This is a genomic window from Streptomyces chrestomyceticus JCM 4735, assembly GCF_003865135.1.
Classification (GTDB): domain Bacteria; phylum Actinomycetota; class Actinomycetes; order Streptomycetales; family Streptomycetaceae; genus Streptomyces; species Streptomyces chrestomyceticus.
The window spans coordinates 4,942,895-4,957,893 of the sequence record NZ_BHZC01000001.1; the positions used below are offsets into that span (position 1 = coordinate 4,942,895).

The 14,999-nt window shown below is 70.6% G+C and carries 11 protein-coding genes; 6 read left to right on the forward strand and 5 right to left on the reverse strand.

The window, feature by feature from the left end:
• Positions 1-269: 269 nt before the first annotated feature.
• Together EJG53_RS21305 and EJG53_RS21310 are read right to left on the reverse strand one after the other, a co-directional pair.
• Positions 270-1,079 carry a trypsin-like serine peptidase gene (locus EJG53_RS21305; RefSeq protein WP_125046152.1) on the reverse strand — a complete coding sequence of 270 codons (810 nt, stop codon included), beginning with the start codon at positions 1,077-1,079 and terminating at the stop codon, positions 270-272.
• Between the two features lie 913 nt (positions 1,080-1,992).
• Positions 1,993-4,260 (reverse strand): (Fe-S)-binding protein, encoded by a 2,268-nt coding sequence (locus tag EJG53_RS21310; RefSeq protein WP_125046153.1) that lies wholly within the window; start codon positions 4,258-4,260, stop codon positions 1,993-1,995.
• A 349-nt stretch (positions 4,261-4,609) separates the two neighbouring features.
• On the opposite strand from EJG53_RS21310, the gene dnaK reads away from it, so the two are divergent.
• The 4 genes from dnaK to EJG53_RS21330 are packed head-to-tail and all read left to right on the forward strand — an operon-like array spanning position 4,610 to position 8,810.
• Positions 4,610-6,475 carry a molecular chaperone DnaK gene (dnaK, locus tag EJG53_RS21315; protein ID WP_125046154.1) on the forward strand — a complete coding sequence of 622 codons (1,866 nt, stop codon included), beginning with the start codon at positions 4,610-4,612 and terminating at the stop codon, positions 6,473-6,475.
• The gene (gene grpE, locus EJG53_RS21320) at positions 6,472-7,134 is read left to right on the forward strand and encodes a nucleotide exchange factor GrpE (RefSeq protein ID WP_125046155.1); all 663 of its coding nucleotides are present in this window, start codon (positions 6,472-6,474) and stop codon (positions 7,132-7,134) included. The genes dnaK and grpE overlap by 4 nt, the downstream gene beginning before the upstream one ends.
• 42 nt (positions 7,135-7,176) lie before the next feature.
• The gene (gene dnaJ, locus EJG53_RS21325) at positions 7,177-8,352 is read left to right on the forward strand and encodes a molecular chaperone DnaJ (protein ID WP_125046156.1); all 1,176 of its coding nucleotides are present in this window, start codon (positions 7,177-7,179) and stop codon (positions 8,350-8,352) included.
• Positions 8,353-8,357: 5 nt separating this feature from the next.
• Positions 8,358-8,810, forward strand: coding sequence for a heat shock protein transcriptional repressor HspR (locus EJG53_RS21330; protein ID WP_030025034.1), 453 nt, complete (start codon positions 8,358-8,360; stop codon positions 8,808-8,810).
• 79 nt (positions 8,811-8,889) lie between these two features.
• On the opposite strand, the gene EJG53_RS21335 is transcribed toward EJG53_RS21330, so the two are convergent.
• Together EJG53_RS21335 and EJG53_RS21340 are read right to left on the reverse strand one after the other, a co-directional pair.
• A complete protein-coding gene (locus EJG53_RS21335; RefSeq protein WP_125046157.1) occupies positions 8,890-9,294 on the reverse strand; it encodes a hypothetical protein in 405 nt (134 codons plus the stop codon).
• Between the two features lie 169 nt (positions 9,295-9,463).
• A complete protein-coding gene (locus EJG53_RS21340) occupies positions 9,464-9,868 on the reverse strand; it encodes a TIGR03618 family F420-dependent PPOX class oxidoreductase (RefSeq protein ID WP_125046158.1) in 405 nt (134 codons plus the stop codon).
• A 356-nt stretch (positions 9,869-10,224) separates the two neighbouring features.
• On the opposite strand from EJG53_RS21340, the gene clpB reads away from it, so the two are divergent.
• Together clpB and EJG53_RS21350 are read left to right on the forward strand one after the other, a co-directional pair.
• Entirely contained in the window at positions 10,225-12,864 is a 2,640-nt protein-coding gene (clpB, locus tag EJG53_RS21345; protein ID WP_125046159.1) for an ATP-dependent chaperone ClpB, read from the forward strand.
• Positions 12,865-13,033: 169 nt separating this feature from the next.
• A complete protein-coding gene (locus tag EJG53_RS21350) occupies positions 13,034-13,570 on the forward strand; it encodes a YbjN domain-containing protein (RefSeq protein WP_030025029.1) in 537 nt (178 codons plus the stop codon).
• Between the two features lie 79 nt (positions 13,571-13,649).
• Here the strand turns inward: EJG53_RS21350 and EJG53_RS21355 are convergent, their stop codons facing one another.
• Positions 13,650-14,885 carry a hypothetical protein gene (locus tag EJG53_RS21355; protein WP_174856438.1) on the reverse strand — a complete coding sequence of 412 codons (1,236 nt, stop codon included), beginning with the start codon at positions 14,883-14,885 and terminating at the stop codon, positions 13,650-13,652.
• Between the last annotated feature and the right edge of the window lie 114 nt (positions 14,886-14,999).

Consider the following 14,999-nt stretch of genomic DNA (forward strand, 5'->3'; position numbering starts at 1 on the left):
GGGGCCGCAGCCGGTGAGCAGGGCCGCGGTGAGGACGAGGGCGCTCCGCACCTGTCTTCGGCCGCTCACGGGCGTGCGTCGCCCCCGTCTTCGTCCCCGGCCCCGTTTTCGTCCGCGCCCGCGTCCTCGCTCTCGTCCGGACATGCGTCCACCGTGTCCCGTCCAGCCTCAAGGGGCCCAGTAGAACCGTCTGGCACCGTCGGTCGCTGGTGATGGTGCAGGGCCGCCTCCGGCGGCGCAATGGCGGGGACGGAATGCGACAGTACGAATCAGGCCGACTTCGCCGTGCCCCGCGCCACCCGTTCGTACAGCTCCCGCGCCCCCTTGTCGAAGAGCACGGCCGTCGACTCGGCGTCGGTGTCGCCGCCGCTCAGTACGCCGATCAGGTGTCCGGGGCGGCGGGCGTCGTGGTGGTCGGCCAGCCAGGGGCCGCCGCTGGTGCCGTCGTAGAAGCCGCCGCACCGCATCTGGAGCATGTACGGTTCGTCGTCGTCGCGCCGGGTGTCCGTGGTGCAGGTGATCGGGCGGTTGCCCGGGTTGTAGGACTCGTTGGGGTAGCCGACGACGGTGACGTGGCGGCGGGGGCCCGAGGACCAGTCGGGGGTCGCGGCGCCGACGACCTCCTGCACGGAGCGGCCCTGGGCGTCCGGCTCGACGGTCAGGAAGGCGTAGTCGCCGCGATCGTCGTCCTCCTCGGTCCACGCCTTGGGCACGTGCACACCGCTGACCTTCCACTTGCCGTACGGGAACGTGCCCTCGCCGGCCCCGGAGAAGCGTGGCGCGAACTCTATGTCGCCGGTGATCGGGCCGGGCTCATACCCCTCGGAGGCGTCCTCGCCCTGGAAGTGCACGCAGTGCGCCGCGGTGGCGAGCATGTTGCCCTTCGGGCTGTCGATGACGCTCGCCGTGCAGTAGTGCTCGCCGTCCGCGATCAGGACCCCGGTGAAGGGCAGTCCCTCGAAAGGCCGCGCGGACGGCTGCGAGGGATCCGCCGCCTGCGACGCGCCGCCGCACCCGGTCAGCGTGACGAGTGCGGTGAGCGCGGCGGCTGTGACCAGAGCGGCGGAAGCGGGTCTCATGTACGGGACGGTACGTCGTGATGGGGGTGCGCGTCGTGCGCGATGGGTTCGGTGGTCGGGGCTCGGGGTCCCTCCGGGGTCACTCTCCCCCAGCCTTCGGCCGGGGGTGCCCCCACGGCACCGTGGACCGCAACGTACCTTCATTCGGCGACGCAGAGGCCCGGCTGCCTGCGGGGAGACCCCTGCGGGGAGACCCCTGCGGGGGACCCCGAGCCCTGGCCGTCGGGCGGCTTTCGGTGCGATCGGGCTGGGGCTTTCACAAGCCCAAGCGGAAGCCGGCCTGGTGGGGGGTGCGCGTTGTGCGCGATGGGTTCGGTGGGTGGGGGGCTCGGGGTCCCTCCGGGGTCACTCCTCGGCACCGTGGACCGCAACGTGCCTTGATTCGGTGACGCAGAGGCCCGGCTGCCTGCGGGGAGACCCCTGCGGGACCCCGAGCCCTGGCCGTCTGGCGGCTTTCGGTGCGATCGGGCTGGGGCTTTCACAAGCCGAAATGCCCTGGCGCGCAGCGCCCCGGTGGCGCGGCGGAGCCGCGTCGGCGTCGGCCGGCCCGACGCGCGCGTTCCATCGCCAGGGAGTGGCCTGCCGTGCCGCCCCCACCCGGTGAGCCTCACCCTCAGGGAAGGCGCCCCCCTGCGTCATCGTTCCTTTCTCTCCCCCACCGACCTCGGCTCGCCGAACCGGCCCGAGGGGGCGTGTAGGGGGCCATCCCCGCAGGCAGCCGGGTGTCTGCGTCACCGAAGAAAAGTCACGTTGAGGTGCACGGTGCCGAGGAGTTGGCCCCCTGCGCGCCCCCGCCCCCACAACGCAAGCAATGCGAACCGTGCGTCAGCACACCCCTCGCGCGAAGCGCGAAACCACCACGGCCGGCCCCGCCGAAGCAGAACCGGCCGCAGGCCGAGCGAAAAACCGGTCGCTACTTCACCGGCTCCGGCTCAGGCTCAGACGCAGCCGACGCCTCGCCCGCCGGATCGACCGGAGTCTTGACGGAGTCCAGCAGCAACTGGGCCACGTCGACGACCTGCACGGACTCCTTCGCCTTGCCGTCGTTCTTCTTGCCGTTGACGGAGTCGGTCAGCATGACCAGGCAGAACGGGCAGGCGGTGGAGACGATGTCCGGGTTGAGGGACAGCGCCTCGTCGACGCGCTCGTTGTTGATGCGCTTGCCGATCCGCTCCTCCATCCACATGCGCGCGCCACCCGCGCCACAGCAGAAGCCGCGCTCCTTGTGGCGGTGCATCTCCTCGTTCCGCAGGCCCGGCACCTTGGCGATGATCTCGCGCGGCGGTGTGTAGACCTTGTTGTGGCGGCCCAGGTAGCAGGGGTCGTGGTACGTGATCAGGCCCTCGACCGGGGTGACGGGGACCAGCTTGCCCTCGTCGATCAGGTGCTGGAGAAGCTGGGTGTGGTGGATGACCTCGTACTCGCCGCCCAACTGGGGGTACTCGTTCGCGATCGTGTTGAAGCAGTGCGGGCAGGTCGCGACGATCTTCTTCGCGGCCTTCGGCTTCTTCGTCGCCGGGTCCTCGTCGTCCTCGCCGAAGGCCGCGTTGAGCGAGGCGACGTTCTCCGCGCCCAACTGCTGGAACAGGAACTCGTTGCCCAGACGGCGCGGCGAGTCACCGGTGCACTTCTCGTCGCCGCCCATGATCGCGAACTTCACGCCCGCGATGTGCAGCAGCTCGGCGAACGCCTTGGTGGTCTTCTTGGCGCGGTCCTCCAGGGCGCCCGCACAGCCGACCCAGTACAGGTACTCGACCTCGGTGAGGTCCTCGACGTCCTTGCCGACGACCGGGACCTCGAAGTCGACCTCCTTGGTCCAGGCCAGGCGCTGCTTCTTGGCCAGGCCCCAGGGGTTGCCCTTCTTCTCCAGGTTCTTCAGCATCGTGCCGGCCTCGCTGGGGAAGCTCGACTCGATCATGACCTGGTAGCGGCGCATGTCGACGATGTGGTCGATGTGCTCGATGTCGACCGGGCACTGCTCGACGCAGGCGCCGCAGGTGGTGCAGGACCACAGGACGTCGGGGTCGATGACGCCGTTCTCTTCGAGGGTGCCGATCAGCGGGCGCTCGGCCTCGGCGAGCGCCGCCGCCGGGACGTCCTTGAGCTGGGCGGCGGTCGCCTTCTCGGCGCCCTCCTCGTCCTTGCCGCCACCGGCGAGCAGGTACGGAGCCTTGGCGTGCGCATGATCCCGCAGCGCCATGATCAGCAGCTTCGGCGACAGCGGCTTGCCGGTGTTCCAGGCGGGGCACTGCGACTGGCAGCGGCCGCACTCGGTGCAGGTGGAGAAGTCGAGCAGGCCCTTCCAGGAGAAGTGCTCGACCTGGGAGACGCCGAACTGGTCGTCCTCGCCCGGGTCCTCGAAGTCGATCGGCTTGCCCGCGCTGGTCATGGGCTGGAGCGCGCCGAGCGCGACGTCGCCGTCGGCCTCGCGCTTGAACCAGATGTTCGGGAAGGCGAGGAAGCGGTGCCAGGCCACACCCATGTCGGTCTTCAGCGCGACCGTGATCATCCAGATGAAGGACGTCGCGATCTTCAGGCCGGCGAAGAAGTAGGTGAGGTTCTGGAGCGTCGCGACGTCCATGCCCTCCAGCCAGGAGACCACGGGGTACGAGATGAAGAACGACGCCTCGTAGCCGTCCACGTGGTGCTGGGCGCCCTCCAGCGCGTGCAGCATGAAGATGCAGACGCCGACGATGAGGATGACGGCCTCGACGAAGTACGCCTGACCGAAATTGGACCCCGCGAAGCGGGACTTGCGGCCCGGCTTGCCCGGCTTGCTCAGTTGCCGGATGACGATCAGGGCCAGGATGCCGAGCACCGTCATGGTGCCGATGAACTCGACGAAGACGTTGTACGGCGCCCACTCGCCGACGACGGGCAGCAGCCAGTCGGCCTTGAAGAGCTGGCCGATCGCGTTGACGATCGTCAGCAGCAGCGAGAAGAAGCCCACCGCCACGAACCAGTGCGCCGCGCCCACGACGCCCCAGCGGTTCATCCGGGTGTGGCCGAGGAACTCCTTGACCACCGTGACCGTGCGTTGCGTCGGGGCATCGGTCCGGGTGCCTGCGGGTACGGGCTGGCCGAGCCGCATCTGGCGGACGATCTGCAGGATGGCACGGCCGAACAGTGCGACGCCGACCGCGATTAGGACCAGCGACACGATGATCGCGGCGAGTTGCATGGGTGGCTCCTCGGGCCTGCGAGTGCGGGGGTTACGGGGAATACTTGAAGGGCTGCGCGTACGTACGAGGGGTACGCGGAGTCCGCAGTACAAGGACTACAGCGATTACTAAGCAGTAACTTTTCGGGTCTGCGCTGAGGTTACCCAGTATCCCGAGCGCCATGAAGCCGCCCGGCCGGTGATCTGTGTCGCGCAGGCAACCCTTCCTGACCCGGCCGGCGTCCCCTGAAGAGGGAGTGACGATAAGCCCGACATAAAAGTTGAGCGGGCCCGGCTCAGGTCAATTGACAGGCTGGCGATGGTGCTGCACGCTTGAGTCTGTTCCACTCAAGTCACTGGAGGAATCGAAATGGCACGTGCGGTCGGCATCGACCTGGGCACGACGAACTCCGTCGTCAGTGTTCTCGAAGGCGGTGAGCCCACCGTCATCACCAACGCCGAGGGCGCCAGGACCACGCCGTCCGTCGTCGCCTTCGCCAAGAACGGCGAGGTGCTGGTCGGCGAGGTCGCGAAGCGCCAGGCGGTCACCAACGTCGACAGGACGATCCGTTCGGTCAAGCGCCACATGGGCACTGACTGGAAGGTCAACCTGGACGGCAAGGACTTCAACCCGCAGCAGATGAGCGCCTTCATCCTGCAGAAGCTCAAGCGGGACGCGGAGGCCTACCTCGGCGAGAAGGTCGCGGACGCGGTCATCACCGTTCCGGCCTACTTCAACGACTCCGAGCGCCAGGCCACCAAGGAGGCCGGCGAGATCGCGGGCCTGAACGTCCTGCGCATCGTCAACGAGCCCACCGCCGCGGCCCTGGCCTACGGCCTGGAGAAGGACGACCAGACCATCCTGGTCTTCGACCTCGGTGGCGGTACCTTCGACGTCTCGCTGCTGGAGATCGGCGACGGTGTCGTCGAGGTCAAGGCGACCAACGGCGACAACCACCTCGGTGGTGACGACTGGGACCAGCGCGTCGTCGACTACCTGGTCAAGCAGTTCCAGAACGGCCACGGCGTCGACCTGTCCAAGGACAAGATGGCGCTCCAGCGTCTGCGCGAGGCCGCGGAGAAGGCGAAGATCGAGCTGTCCTCGTCCACCGAGACGACGATCAACCTGCCCTACATCACCGCCTCCGCCGAGGGCCCGCTGCACCTGGACGAGAAGCTCACCCGGGCGCAGTTCCAGCAGCTCACCCAGGACCTCCTGGAGCGCTGCAAGACCCCGTTCCACAACGTCATCAAGGACGCCGGCATCGAGCTGTCCGAGATCGACCACGTGGTCCTGGTCGGCGGTTCGACCCGGATGCCCGCCGTCGCCGAGCTCGTCAAGGAGCTGACCGGCGGCAAGGACGCCAACAAGGGCGTCAACCCGGACGAGGTCGTCGCCATCGGCGCGTCGCTGCAGGCCGGTGTCCTCAAGGGTGAGGTCAAGGACGTCCTCCTGCTGGACGTCACCCCGCTGTCCCTCGGTATCGAGACCAAGGGCGGCATCATGACCAAGCTCATCGAGCGGAACACGACGATCCCGACCAAGCGCTCGGAGATCTTCACCACCGCCGAGGACAACCAGCCCTCCGTGCAGATCCAGGTCTACCAGGGCGAGCGCGAGATCGCGGCGTACAACAAGAAGCTCGGCATGTTCGAGCTGACCGGTCTGCCCCCGGCCCCGCGCGGCGTGCCGCAGATCGAGGTCGCCTTCGACATCGACGCGAACGGCATCATGCACGTCGCGGCGAAGGACCTCGGCACCGGCAAGGAGCAGAAGATGACCGTCACCGGCGGCTCCTCGCTGCCGAAGGACGAGGTCGACCGGATGCGCCAGGAGGCCGAGCAGTACGCCGACGAGGACCACCGCCGCCGCGAGGCCGCGGAGTCCCGTAACCAGGGCGAGCAGCTCGTCTACCAGACGGAGAAGTTCCTCAAGGACAACGAGGAGAAGGTCCCCGCCGAGGTGAAGACCGAGGTCGAGACCGCCGTCGCCGAGCTGAAGGAGAAGCTCAAGGGCGAGGACACGGCCGAGATCCGCACCGCGACCGAGAAGGTCGCCGCGGTCAGCCAGAAGCTGGGCCAGGCCATGTACGCCGACGCGCAGGCCGCGGGTGGTGCCGAGGGCGCCGCCGGTGCCGCGGGTGCCGCGGGCGGTCAGCAGGCCAAGGCCGAGGACGACGTGGTCGACGCCGAGATCGTCGACGACGAGAAGCCCAAGAAGGACGGTGCCGCGTGACGGAGGAGACTCCGGGCTTCGAGGACAAGAAGCCCGACGTCCCCGCCGATGCCGCACAGACCCCTGATGACGCGGCGCAGGCCGAGTCCGCCGACACGGCGGGCTCGGCCCCGGCCGGGGAGACGAACCAGGACGTAGCCGTCACGGCGCAGCTGGACCAGGTGCGTACCGCGCTCAACGAGCGCACCGCGGACCTCCAGCGGCTCCAGGCGGAGTACCAGAACTACCGCCGCCGGGTGGAGCGGGACCGGGTGTCGGTGAAGGAGATCGCCGCGGCGAACCTCCTCACCGAGCTGCTGCCGGTGCTCGACGACATCGGGCGGGCCCGGGAGCACGGCGAGCTGGTCGGCGGCTTCAAGTCGGTGGCCGAGTCGCTGGAGACCGTGGTCGCGAAGCTGGGCCTCCAGCAGTTCGGCAAGGAGGGCGAGCCCTTCGACCCGACGATCCACGAGGCGCTGATGCACTCGTACGCTCCGGATGTCACGGAGACCACGTGCGTCGCCATCCTCCAGCCGGGGTATCGCATCGGTGAACGAACGATCCGCCCCGCGCGGGTCGCGGTCGCCGAGCCGCAGCCGGGCGCGCAGCCCGGCAAGGCCGCCGGTGAGGAAGACGTGAAGGCTTCGGACGAGGAGAGCGGTGGCCCGGACGAGGGCTGACGCGGCGACGGAAGAAGCAGTTCGGGAGGAGGGACGTCGGGGATGAACACCAAGGACTTCGTGGAGAAGGACTACTACAAGGTCCTCGGCGTCCCGAAGGACGCCACCGAGGCGGAGATCAAGAAGGCGTACCGCAAGCTGGCCCGGGAGTTCCACCCGGACGCCAACAAGGGGGACGCCAAGGCCGAGGAGCGCTTCAAGGAGATCTCCGAGGCCAACGACATCCTCGGTGACCCCAAGCGCCGCAAGGAGTACGACGAGGCGCGGGCGCTGTTCGGCAACGGCGGCTTCCGCGCCGGCCCCGGCGGCGCCGGTGGCGGATCGTTCAACTTCGACCTCGGCGACCTCTTCGGCGGCGGTGCCCAGGGCGGCACGGCGGGCGGCGGCTTCGGCGGCGGGCTCGGCGACGTCTTCGGCGGCCTGTTCAACCGCGGCGGCGGCACGCGTACGCAGCCGCGCCGCGGGCAGGACGTCGAGTCCGAGGTGACGCTCAGCTTCACCGAGGCGGCGGACGGGGCCACGGTCCCGCTGCGGATGTCCAGCCAGGCGCCCTGCAAGACCTGCTCCGGCACCGGCGACAAGAACGGCACACCGCGCGTGTGCCCGACCTGCGTCGGCACCGGTCAGGTCAGCCGCGGTGGCGGTGGCGGCTTCTCGCTCACCGACCCGTGTGTGGACTGCAAGGGCCGCGGCCTGATCGCGGAGAACCCCTGCGACGTCTGCAAGGGCAGCGGCCGGGCGACCAGTTCGCGCACCATGCAGGTGCGGATCCCGGCGGGTGTCTCCGACGGGCAGCGCATCCGGCTGCGCGGCAAGGGCACCCCGGGCGAGCGCGGCGGGCCGAACGGCGACCTGTACGTCGTCGTGCACGTCGAGGCCCACCCGGTCTTCGGCCGCAAGGGCGACAACCTGACCGTCACCGTGCCGGTCACCTTCCCGGAGGCGGCGCTGGGCGGCGAGGTGCGGGTGCCGACACTCGGCGGCCCGCCGGTGACGCTCAAGCTCCCGGCCGGGACTCCCAACGGACGTACGATGCGCGTGCGCGGCAAGGGAGCGTCGCGCAAGGACGGCACCCGCGGCGACCTGCTGGTCACCGTCGAGGTGAGCGTCCCCAAGGACCTCGGCGACGCCGCACGGGAGTCGTTGGAGTCCTACCGTGAGGCGACCGCGGGCGAGGACCCGCGGGCGGAGCTGTTCCAGGCCGCGAAGGGAGCTTGAGTCGGATGGATGGCCGGGGCGGGCGTCGGAACCCGTACGAACTGACCGAAGAGTCGCCGGTGTACGTCATTTCCGTCGCGGCTCAGCTCTCGGGTCTGCACCCGCAGACCCTGCGTCAGTACGACCGCCTGGGGCTGGTCTCGCCCGACCGTACGGCGGGGCGCGGCCGGCGCTACTCCTCCCGGGACATCGAACTGCTCCGGGAAGTGCAGCGGTTGTCGCAGGACGAGGGCATCAACCTCGCCGGCATCAAGCGCATCATCGAGCTGGAGAACCAGGTCACGGCCCTGCGGCAGCGGGTCGCCGAGCTCCAGCACGCGGTCGAGGGCGCGGCCGCCACCATCCAGCAGCGGGAGGCGGCGGTGCACGCCTCGTACCGTCGCGACCTGGTGCCGTATCAGGACGTGCAGCAGGCCGGCGCGCTGGTCGTGTGGCGTCCGAAGAAGCGGTCCGAGTAGGCCGCGGGCCGTCGAGGTCGGCGATGCGGGGCCGGGGTGCACAGCGCACCCCGGCCCCGCCGCCGTTCCGGCAGCCGGTTCAGCAGCCGTGGTAACCGGCCGTCGGCATGGACAGCCGGCGGTGCACGTGGGACCGCATCGCGGTGGTGTAGACCGGCTCGTCGTAGTCGGCGGTCTCCAGCCGTACGCCGGCGGCGGCGCACCGCGCGGAGAACTCGTCGGCCGAGGCGATCGCGTTCTCCAGCGTGCGGCGGTTGGGGGCGATGAACACGTCGACCAGTCCGGCCGCCACGTCCTGCCACAGCGTGGTGTGGTCGGCGCGGAGCCGGTGCACGCTCAGCCGGCAGGTCAGCTCGTAGTCGCGGGCCCGGGCCCACTGCGCGCACATGGCGTGCTGGCCGTGGTCGTCCACCAGGAAGGGGGCGTCGTCCAGCCCCGACAGCGGCATCAGGCAGGCGATCGCCGTCACTCGGACCGAGTTCATCGCGCCCCCGGGGACGTGGCGAGTGTGGGGGCGACGATACCGCCGTGGGCCGGGTGCGGTGCGGGGGCGGTGCCGGGCGGCGGGGCAGGTCCGCACGCATGGCGGACGTCCGGCCGTCGCCCGGTGGTCCCTGGCGGCCGTACGCCCGGCGGTCCCTCGCGCCGGCTTGCTACGCCCGGCCCAGTGCCTTGTTGACGGTGATCTCGATCATCACCCGGTCCGGCTTGGGGGTGGGGGTGCGCCCGTACCGCTCGGCGTAGCGCCGTACCGCGTCCGCCACCACGTCCGCGTCCGTACGGATCCGGGCGACGCCCTCCAGGGTGGCCCACCGCCGGCCGCTCATCTGGCACACCGCGACCCGGGCGCCGTCCGGGCCGCCGGCGAGGACATGGCCGACCTTGCTGCTGTCCTTGCGGGTGATCACGCGGGCGATGCGCTGGTTCGCGTCGAAGGTGACACCGACCGGGACGACGTGCGGTGTGCCGTCGGGGCGCAGGGTGGTCAGCGTGCACAGGAGGTGCTCGCTCCAGAAGGCGAGGTACTCGGGGCTGAGGTCGTCCAGGTCGTGGGCCATGACCGGAAGAGTAATTGGGGATCCTGTGGGGCCGCCGTGCGGAGGGTCTGCAAAGGGACAGCGCAGGGAACGTGGAGGAGGCGTGAAGAGGGTGGGCCGTCGCCGTACGGGCCCGGGGAAGTGCGCCTGACTTCGGCAGGTTCCGCCGCGCCGGTGGCATGGTCCGGGCCGTCCGGTGCACCCGGAGAAGGACCGGAAAGCCGAAAGATGCCGGAAAGGTGCCGGGAAGATGCCCGGTGCGGTCCCCGGAACGGCGTTGAGTGGAATAGACTCAACTTATCGGACGTTGAGCTGAGCAGGTTTCCCTGCCGGACCACGGCACCGATCACGCACCGAGCCCAAGGAGGAGCGCGCGAGTGGACGCCGAGCTGACCAACAAGAGCCGTGAGGCGCTGAGCGCCGCCAACGAGCGGGCGGTGACGGCGGGACACGCGGACATGACCCCCGTGCACCTGCTGCTCGCCCTCCTCGCCGGCGCGGACAACGAGAACATCACCGACCTGCTGGCCGCCGTCGGCGCGGACGCCGTCGCGCTGCGCTCCGGCGCCGAGCGCCAGTTGGCCGCCCTGCCCAGCGTGCAGGGCTCCACGGTCGCCCCGCCGCAGCCGGACCGCGACACGCTGGCCGTCATCGCCGACGCCGCGCAGCGCGCGAAGGAGCTCGGCGACGACTTCATCTCCACCGAGCACCTGCTCATCGGCATCGCCGCCAAGGGCGGCCGCACCGGCGAACTGCTGGAGCAGCAGGGTGCCTCGGCCAAGAAGCTGCTGAGCGCCTTCGAGGACAACCGGGGCGGCCGGCGGGTCACCAACCCGGACCCGGAGGGCACGTACAAGGCGCTGGAGAAGTTCGGTACGGACTTCACGGCGGCCGCCCGCGACGGCAAGCTGGACCCGGTCATCGGCCGTGACCAGGAGATCCGCCGTGTGGTGCAGGTGCTCTCGCGGCGTACGAAGAACAACCCGGTGCTCATCGGCGAGCCCGGCGTCGGCAAGACCGCCGTCGTCGAGGGCCTGGCGCAGCGGATAGTGAAGGGCGACGTCCCCGAGTCGCTGCGGGACAAGCGGCTGGTGGCGCTGGACCTGGGCGCGATGGTCGCGGGCGCGAAGTACCGCGGCGAGTTCGAGGAGCGCCTCAAGACCGTACTGGCGGAGATCAAGTCCAGCGACGGCCAGATCATCACGTTCATCGACGAGCTGCACACGGTCGTCGGCGCCGGGGCCGGCGGCGACTCCGCCATGGACGCGGGCAACATGCTCAAGCCCATGCTGGCCCGCGGCGAGCTGCGGATGGTCGGCGCGACGACCCTGGACGAGTACCGCGAGCGCATCGAGAAGGACCCGGCGCTGGAGCGCCGCTTCCAGCAGGTGCTGGTCGCCGAGCCGACCGTCGAGGACACGGTCGCGATCCTGCGCGGTCTCAAGGGCCGCTACGAGGCCCACCACAAGGTGCAGATCGCGGACTCCGCGCTGGTCGCCGCCGCCACCCTCTCCGACCGCTACATCACCTCCCGCTTCCTGCCGGACAAGGCCATCGACCTCGTCGACGAGGCGGCCTCCCGCCTCCGGATGGAGATCGACTCCTCGCCCGTGGAGATCGACGAACTCCAGCGCTCCGTCGACCGGCTGCGCATGGAGGAGCTGGCGCTCAAGAACGAGACCGACGCCGGCTCCGTCCAGCGGCTGGAGAAGCTGCGCAAGGACCTCGCCGACAAGGAGGAGGAGCTGCGCGGCCTGACCGCCCGCTGGGAGAAGGAGAAGCAGGGCCTCAACCGCCTCGGCGAGCTGAAGGAGCGCCTGGACGAACTGCGCGGCCAGGCCGAGCGCGCCCAGCGCGACGGCGACTTCGACACCGCCTCCAAGCTGCTGTACGGGGAGATCCCGGGCCTGGAGCGGGAGCTGGAGGAGGCCGCGGCGGCCGAGGCCGAGCAGGAGGCGTCCCAGGACGCCAAGTCCTCCATGGTCAAGGAGGAGGTCGGCCCGGACGACATCGCGGACGTGGTCGGCTCCTGGACCGGCATCCCGGCCGGGCGCCTGCTGGAGGGCGAGACGCAGAAGCTGCTCCGCATGGAGGACGAGCTGGGCAAGCGGCTGATCGGCCAGACCGAGGCCGTACGGGCCGTCTCGGACGCGGTGCGCCGCACCCGCGCCGGCATCGCCGACCCGGACCGTCCCACCGGCTCGTTCCTCTTCCTCGGCCCGACCGGTGTCGGCAAGACCGAGCTGGCCAAGGCGCTCGCCGACTTCCTCTTCGACGACGAGCGGGCGATGGTCCGTATCGACATGAGCGAGTACGGCGAGAAGCACAGCGTGGCCCGGCTGGTCGGCGCCCCGCCCGGCTACGTCGGCTACGAGGAGGGCGGCCAGCTCACCGAGGCGGTCCGCCGCCGCCCGTACAGCGTCGTCCTGCTGGACGAGGTGGAGAAGGCGCACCACGAGGTCTTCGACGTGCTGCTCCAGGTGCTGGACGACGGGCGACTCACCGACGGCCAGGGCCGCACGGTGGACTTCCGCAACACGATCCTGATCCTGACCTCCAACCTGGGCTCGAACTTCCTGATGGACCCGCTCCTCAAGGAGGACCAGAAGAAGGAGAAGGTCCTGGAGACGGTACGGACCTCGTTCCGGCCCGAGTTCCTCAACCGGCTGGACGACCTGGTGGTCTTCCACCCGCTCGGCACCGACCAGCTCCAGCGGATCGCGGGCATCCAGCTCGCCCACCTGCAGCGCCGGCTCGCCGACCGGAGGCTGACGCTGGACGTCACCGAGCGCGCCCTGACCTGGCTGGCCTTCCTCGGCCAGGAGCCGGTCGTGGACCAGCCGCAGGCCGCCCCGGACCTCTCCTACGGCGCCCGCCCGCTGCGCCGCCTGGTCCAGACGGCCATCGGCGACCAGCTCGCCAAGGCGATCCTGGCGGGCGACGTGCTGGACGGCGACACCGTACGGGTGGATGTCGCCGAGGACGGCAGGTCGCTGGTGGTCGCTCCCGTACGGTGAGGCGCACCGGACCACCACATCCGGACCGCTGACCTCCGGCCGTCGCACGAGGCGTCCCGCCGCCTCTCCCCCCGGGTTTTGCGCCCGCAGCGGAGAGTGGGCGGCGGGCTTGCCATGACAGGGCCGGGATGGGAGAGGATGGCGGGGACCATACGAAGGGAATTCCACGGTGAGCATCGACCCGTCCTCGATCCCGAATTTCGGGGGCCAGCCCGAACCGCAGCCGTCGGGGCCTGATGGTCCCGTCCTGCCCGACCAGGACCTGGTCAAGCAGCTCCTCGACCAGATGGAGCTGAAGTACGTAGTCGACGACGAGGGTGACCTCGCCGCCCCGTGGGAGCAGTTCCGCACGTACTTCATGTTCCGCGGCGAGGAGGAGCAGCAGATCTTCTCCGTCCGTACGTTCTACGACCGCCCGCACGGCATCGACGACAAGCCGAAGCTGCTGGAGGCGCTCGACGACTGGAACCGCCGGACGCTGTGGCCCAAGGCGTACACCCACACCCACGACGACGGCACGGTCCGTCTGATCGGCGAGGCGTCGATGCTGATCGGCACCGGCGTGGCCCTGGAGCACTTTGTCTCCAGCACGGTCAGTTGGGTCCGCGCGTCGATCGAGTTCGACAAGTGGATCGTCGAGCAGCTCGGCCTGGAGGCCGACGCCGAGGGTGAAGGCGACGAGAAGCCGGGTGACGCGGAGGCGTGAGCCTTCCCGTGACCAGGTGACCGGCGGGCCCCGGAGCGATCTGCTCCGGGGCCCGCCGCCGTGTGCGGCCGGTCCCGGTTCACAGCGGCAGCGGCGCCAAGGCCAGCAGGTACACGCCGTAGCCGAGGGAGAGTACGGCCAGTGAGCCGGTCGCCAGGACGACGGACCGCGGCCGGGCGCGGGCCAGCGCGACCGCCGCCGGTACGAGCAGCGGGAAGGCCGGCAGCAGGAACCGCGGCTTGGAGGGGAAGTAGCCGGTGCCGCCCAGCGCCATGACGACCAGGACCGCCGTGTAGGCGAGCAGCGGCAGGGGCGGCCGGTCCAGCACCAGCAGGACGAGGAGCAGGACCGCCACGGCGACGACCGCGGCGGCCAGGTGCTGCACCAGCGGCTCGTTGTGCAGGAACAGCCGCTTCACGGACCGCAGGGTGTCCCGTCCGAAGTCGAACCGCGAGCCCCAGATCTCCTGCACCCGGAAGTAGCCGCGCGGCCCGGCGCCGGTGCGCGCCCCCACCCACAGGACGTAGCCGAGCCAGCCGGCGGGGGCGATCAGGGCGGCGGCCCAGTAGGGCCAGAGGGGGCGTGCGCGGCACAGTACGGGGCGCTCCGGGTCGCACCCGCGCCGCCAGGTACGTCCGGCCGCCGTCATCCTGACCGCCGCCGCGACCATGACCGCCGCGGCCACCGCGAGCCCGTTCGGCCGCGCCAGCCCGGCCAGGACCGCCAGCGCGCCGGCCCACAGCGGGCGGTCGGTGAGCAGGGCGTACAGCGCCCACGCGGCCAGCGCGGTGAGCAGCGGCTCCGTATAGCTCAGCGACTCGATGACGGCGTGCGGCAGCAGCGCCCACAGCACCACCAGGAACGTCCCGGCCCGCCGCCCGTACAGATGCGCGCCGACCGCGAAGGTCCCCCAGGCCGCCACGGCCGAGGCCGTCCACGCGAGCAGCAGCCCGGCGTTGAGCGCACCCACCGGCAGGACGGCGGACACGCCGCGGATCAGCCCCGGGTAGAGGGGGAAGAAGGCCAGGTCGGCGAGGTGGTCCGGCGGCCACATGTGGTGGGGCGCCGGGGAGCCGTAGCCGTACCGGGCCACGCCCAGGTACCAGTTGGAGTCCCAGGTGGCGCCCAGCAGATTCCGCGGATGACGGCCGGTGTGCCACGCCCACAGCGCCGCGCACAGGACCCCCGCGCAGCGAACGGCCGCGAACAGCGCGAGAGCGGGCGCCGCACGGCGCAGCGCCGCCCGGACGTGGACGCGTACGGAACCGGGCCGTTGCGCTGCGGCGGCCGCGGTGTCGACGGTCTCGGCGGCCACGGAACACCTCCGGTACGCGACGGTCACCCACCGGGTCCCGCGCGCCCGGCACACTCCGGCATTACGACTCTCGGGGGCGTCTGTCCGTCCCGCTACCTCTGGTGGCTGGGGGTA

Excerpts from the sequence above, each read along its gene's own strand:
- EJG53_RS21305 (WP_125046152.1), bottom strand. The coding sequence starts at position 1,079 with ATGAGACCCGCTTCCGCCGCTCTGGTCACAGCCGCCGCGCTCACCGCA.
- EJG53_RS21310 (WP_125046153.1), bottom strand. The coding sequence starts at position 4,260 with ATGCAACTCGCCGCGATCATCGTGTCGCTGGTCCTAATCGCGGTCGGC.
- dnaK (WP_125046154.1), top strand. The coding sequence starts at position 4,610 with ATGGCACGTGCGGTCGGCATCGACCTGGGCACGACGAACTCCGTCGTC.
- dnaJ (WP_125046156.1), top strand. The coding sequence starts at position 7,177 with ATGAACACCAAGGACTTCGTGGAGAAGGACTACTACAAGGTCCTCGGC.
- EJG53_RS21330 (WP_030025034.1), top strand. The coding sequence starts at position 8,358 with ATGGATGGCCGGGGCGGGCGTCGGAACCCGTACGAACTGACCGAAGAG.
- EJG53_RS21335 (WP_125046157.1), bottom strand. The coding sequence starts at position 9,294 with ATGAACTCGGTCCGAGTGACGGCGATCGCCTGCCTGATGCCGCTGTCG.
- EJG53_RS21340 (WP_125046158.1), bottom strand. The coding sequence starts at position 9,868 with ATGGCCCACGACCTGGACGACCTCAGCCCCGAGTACCTCGCCTTCTGG.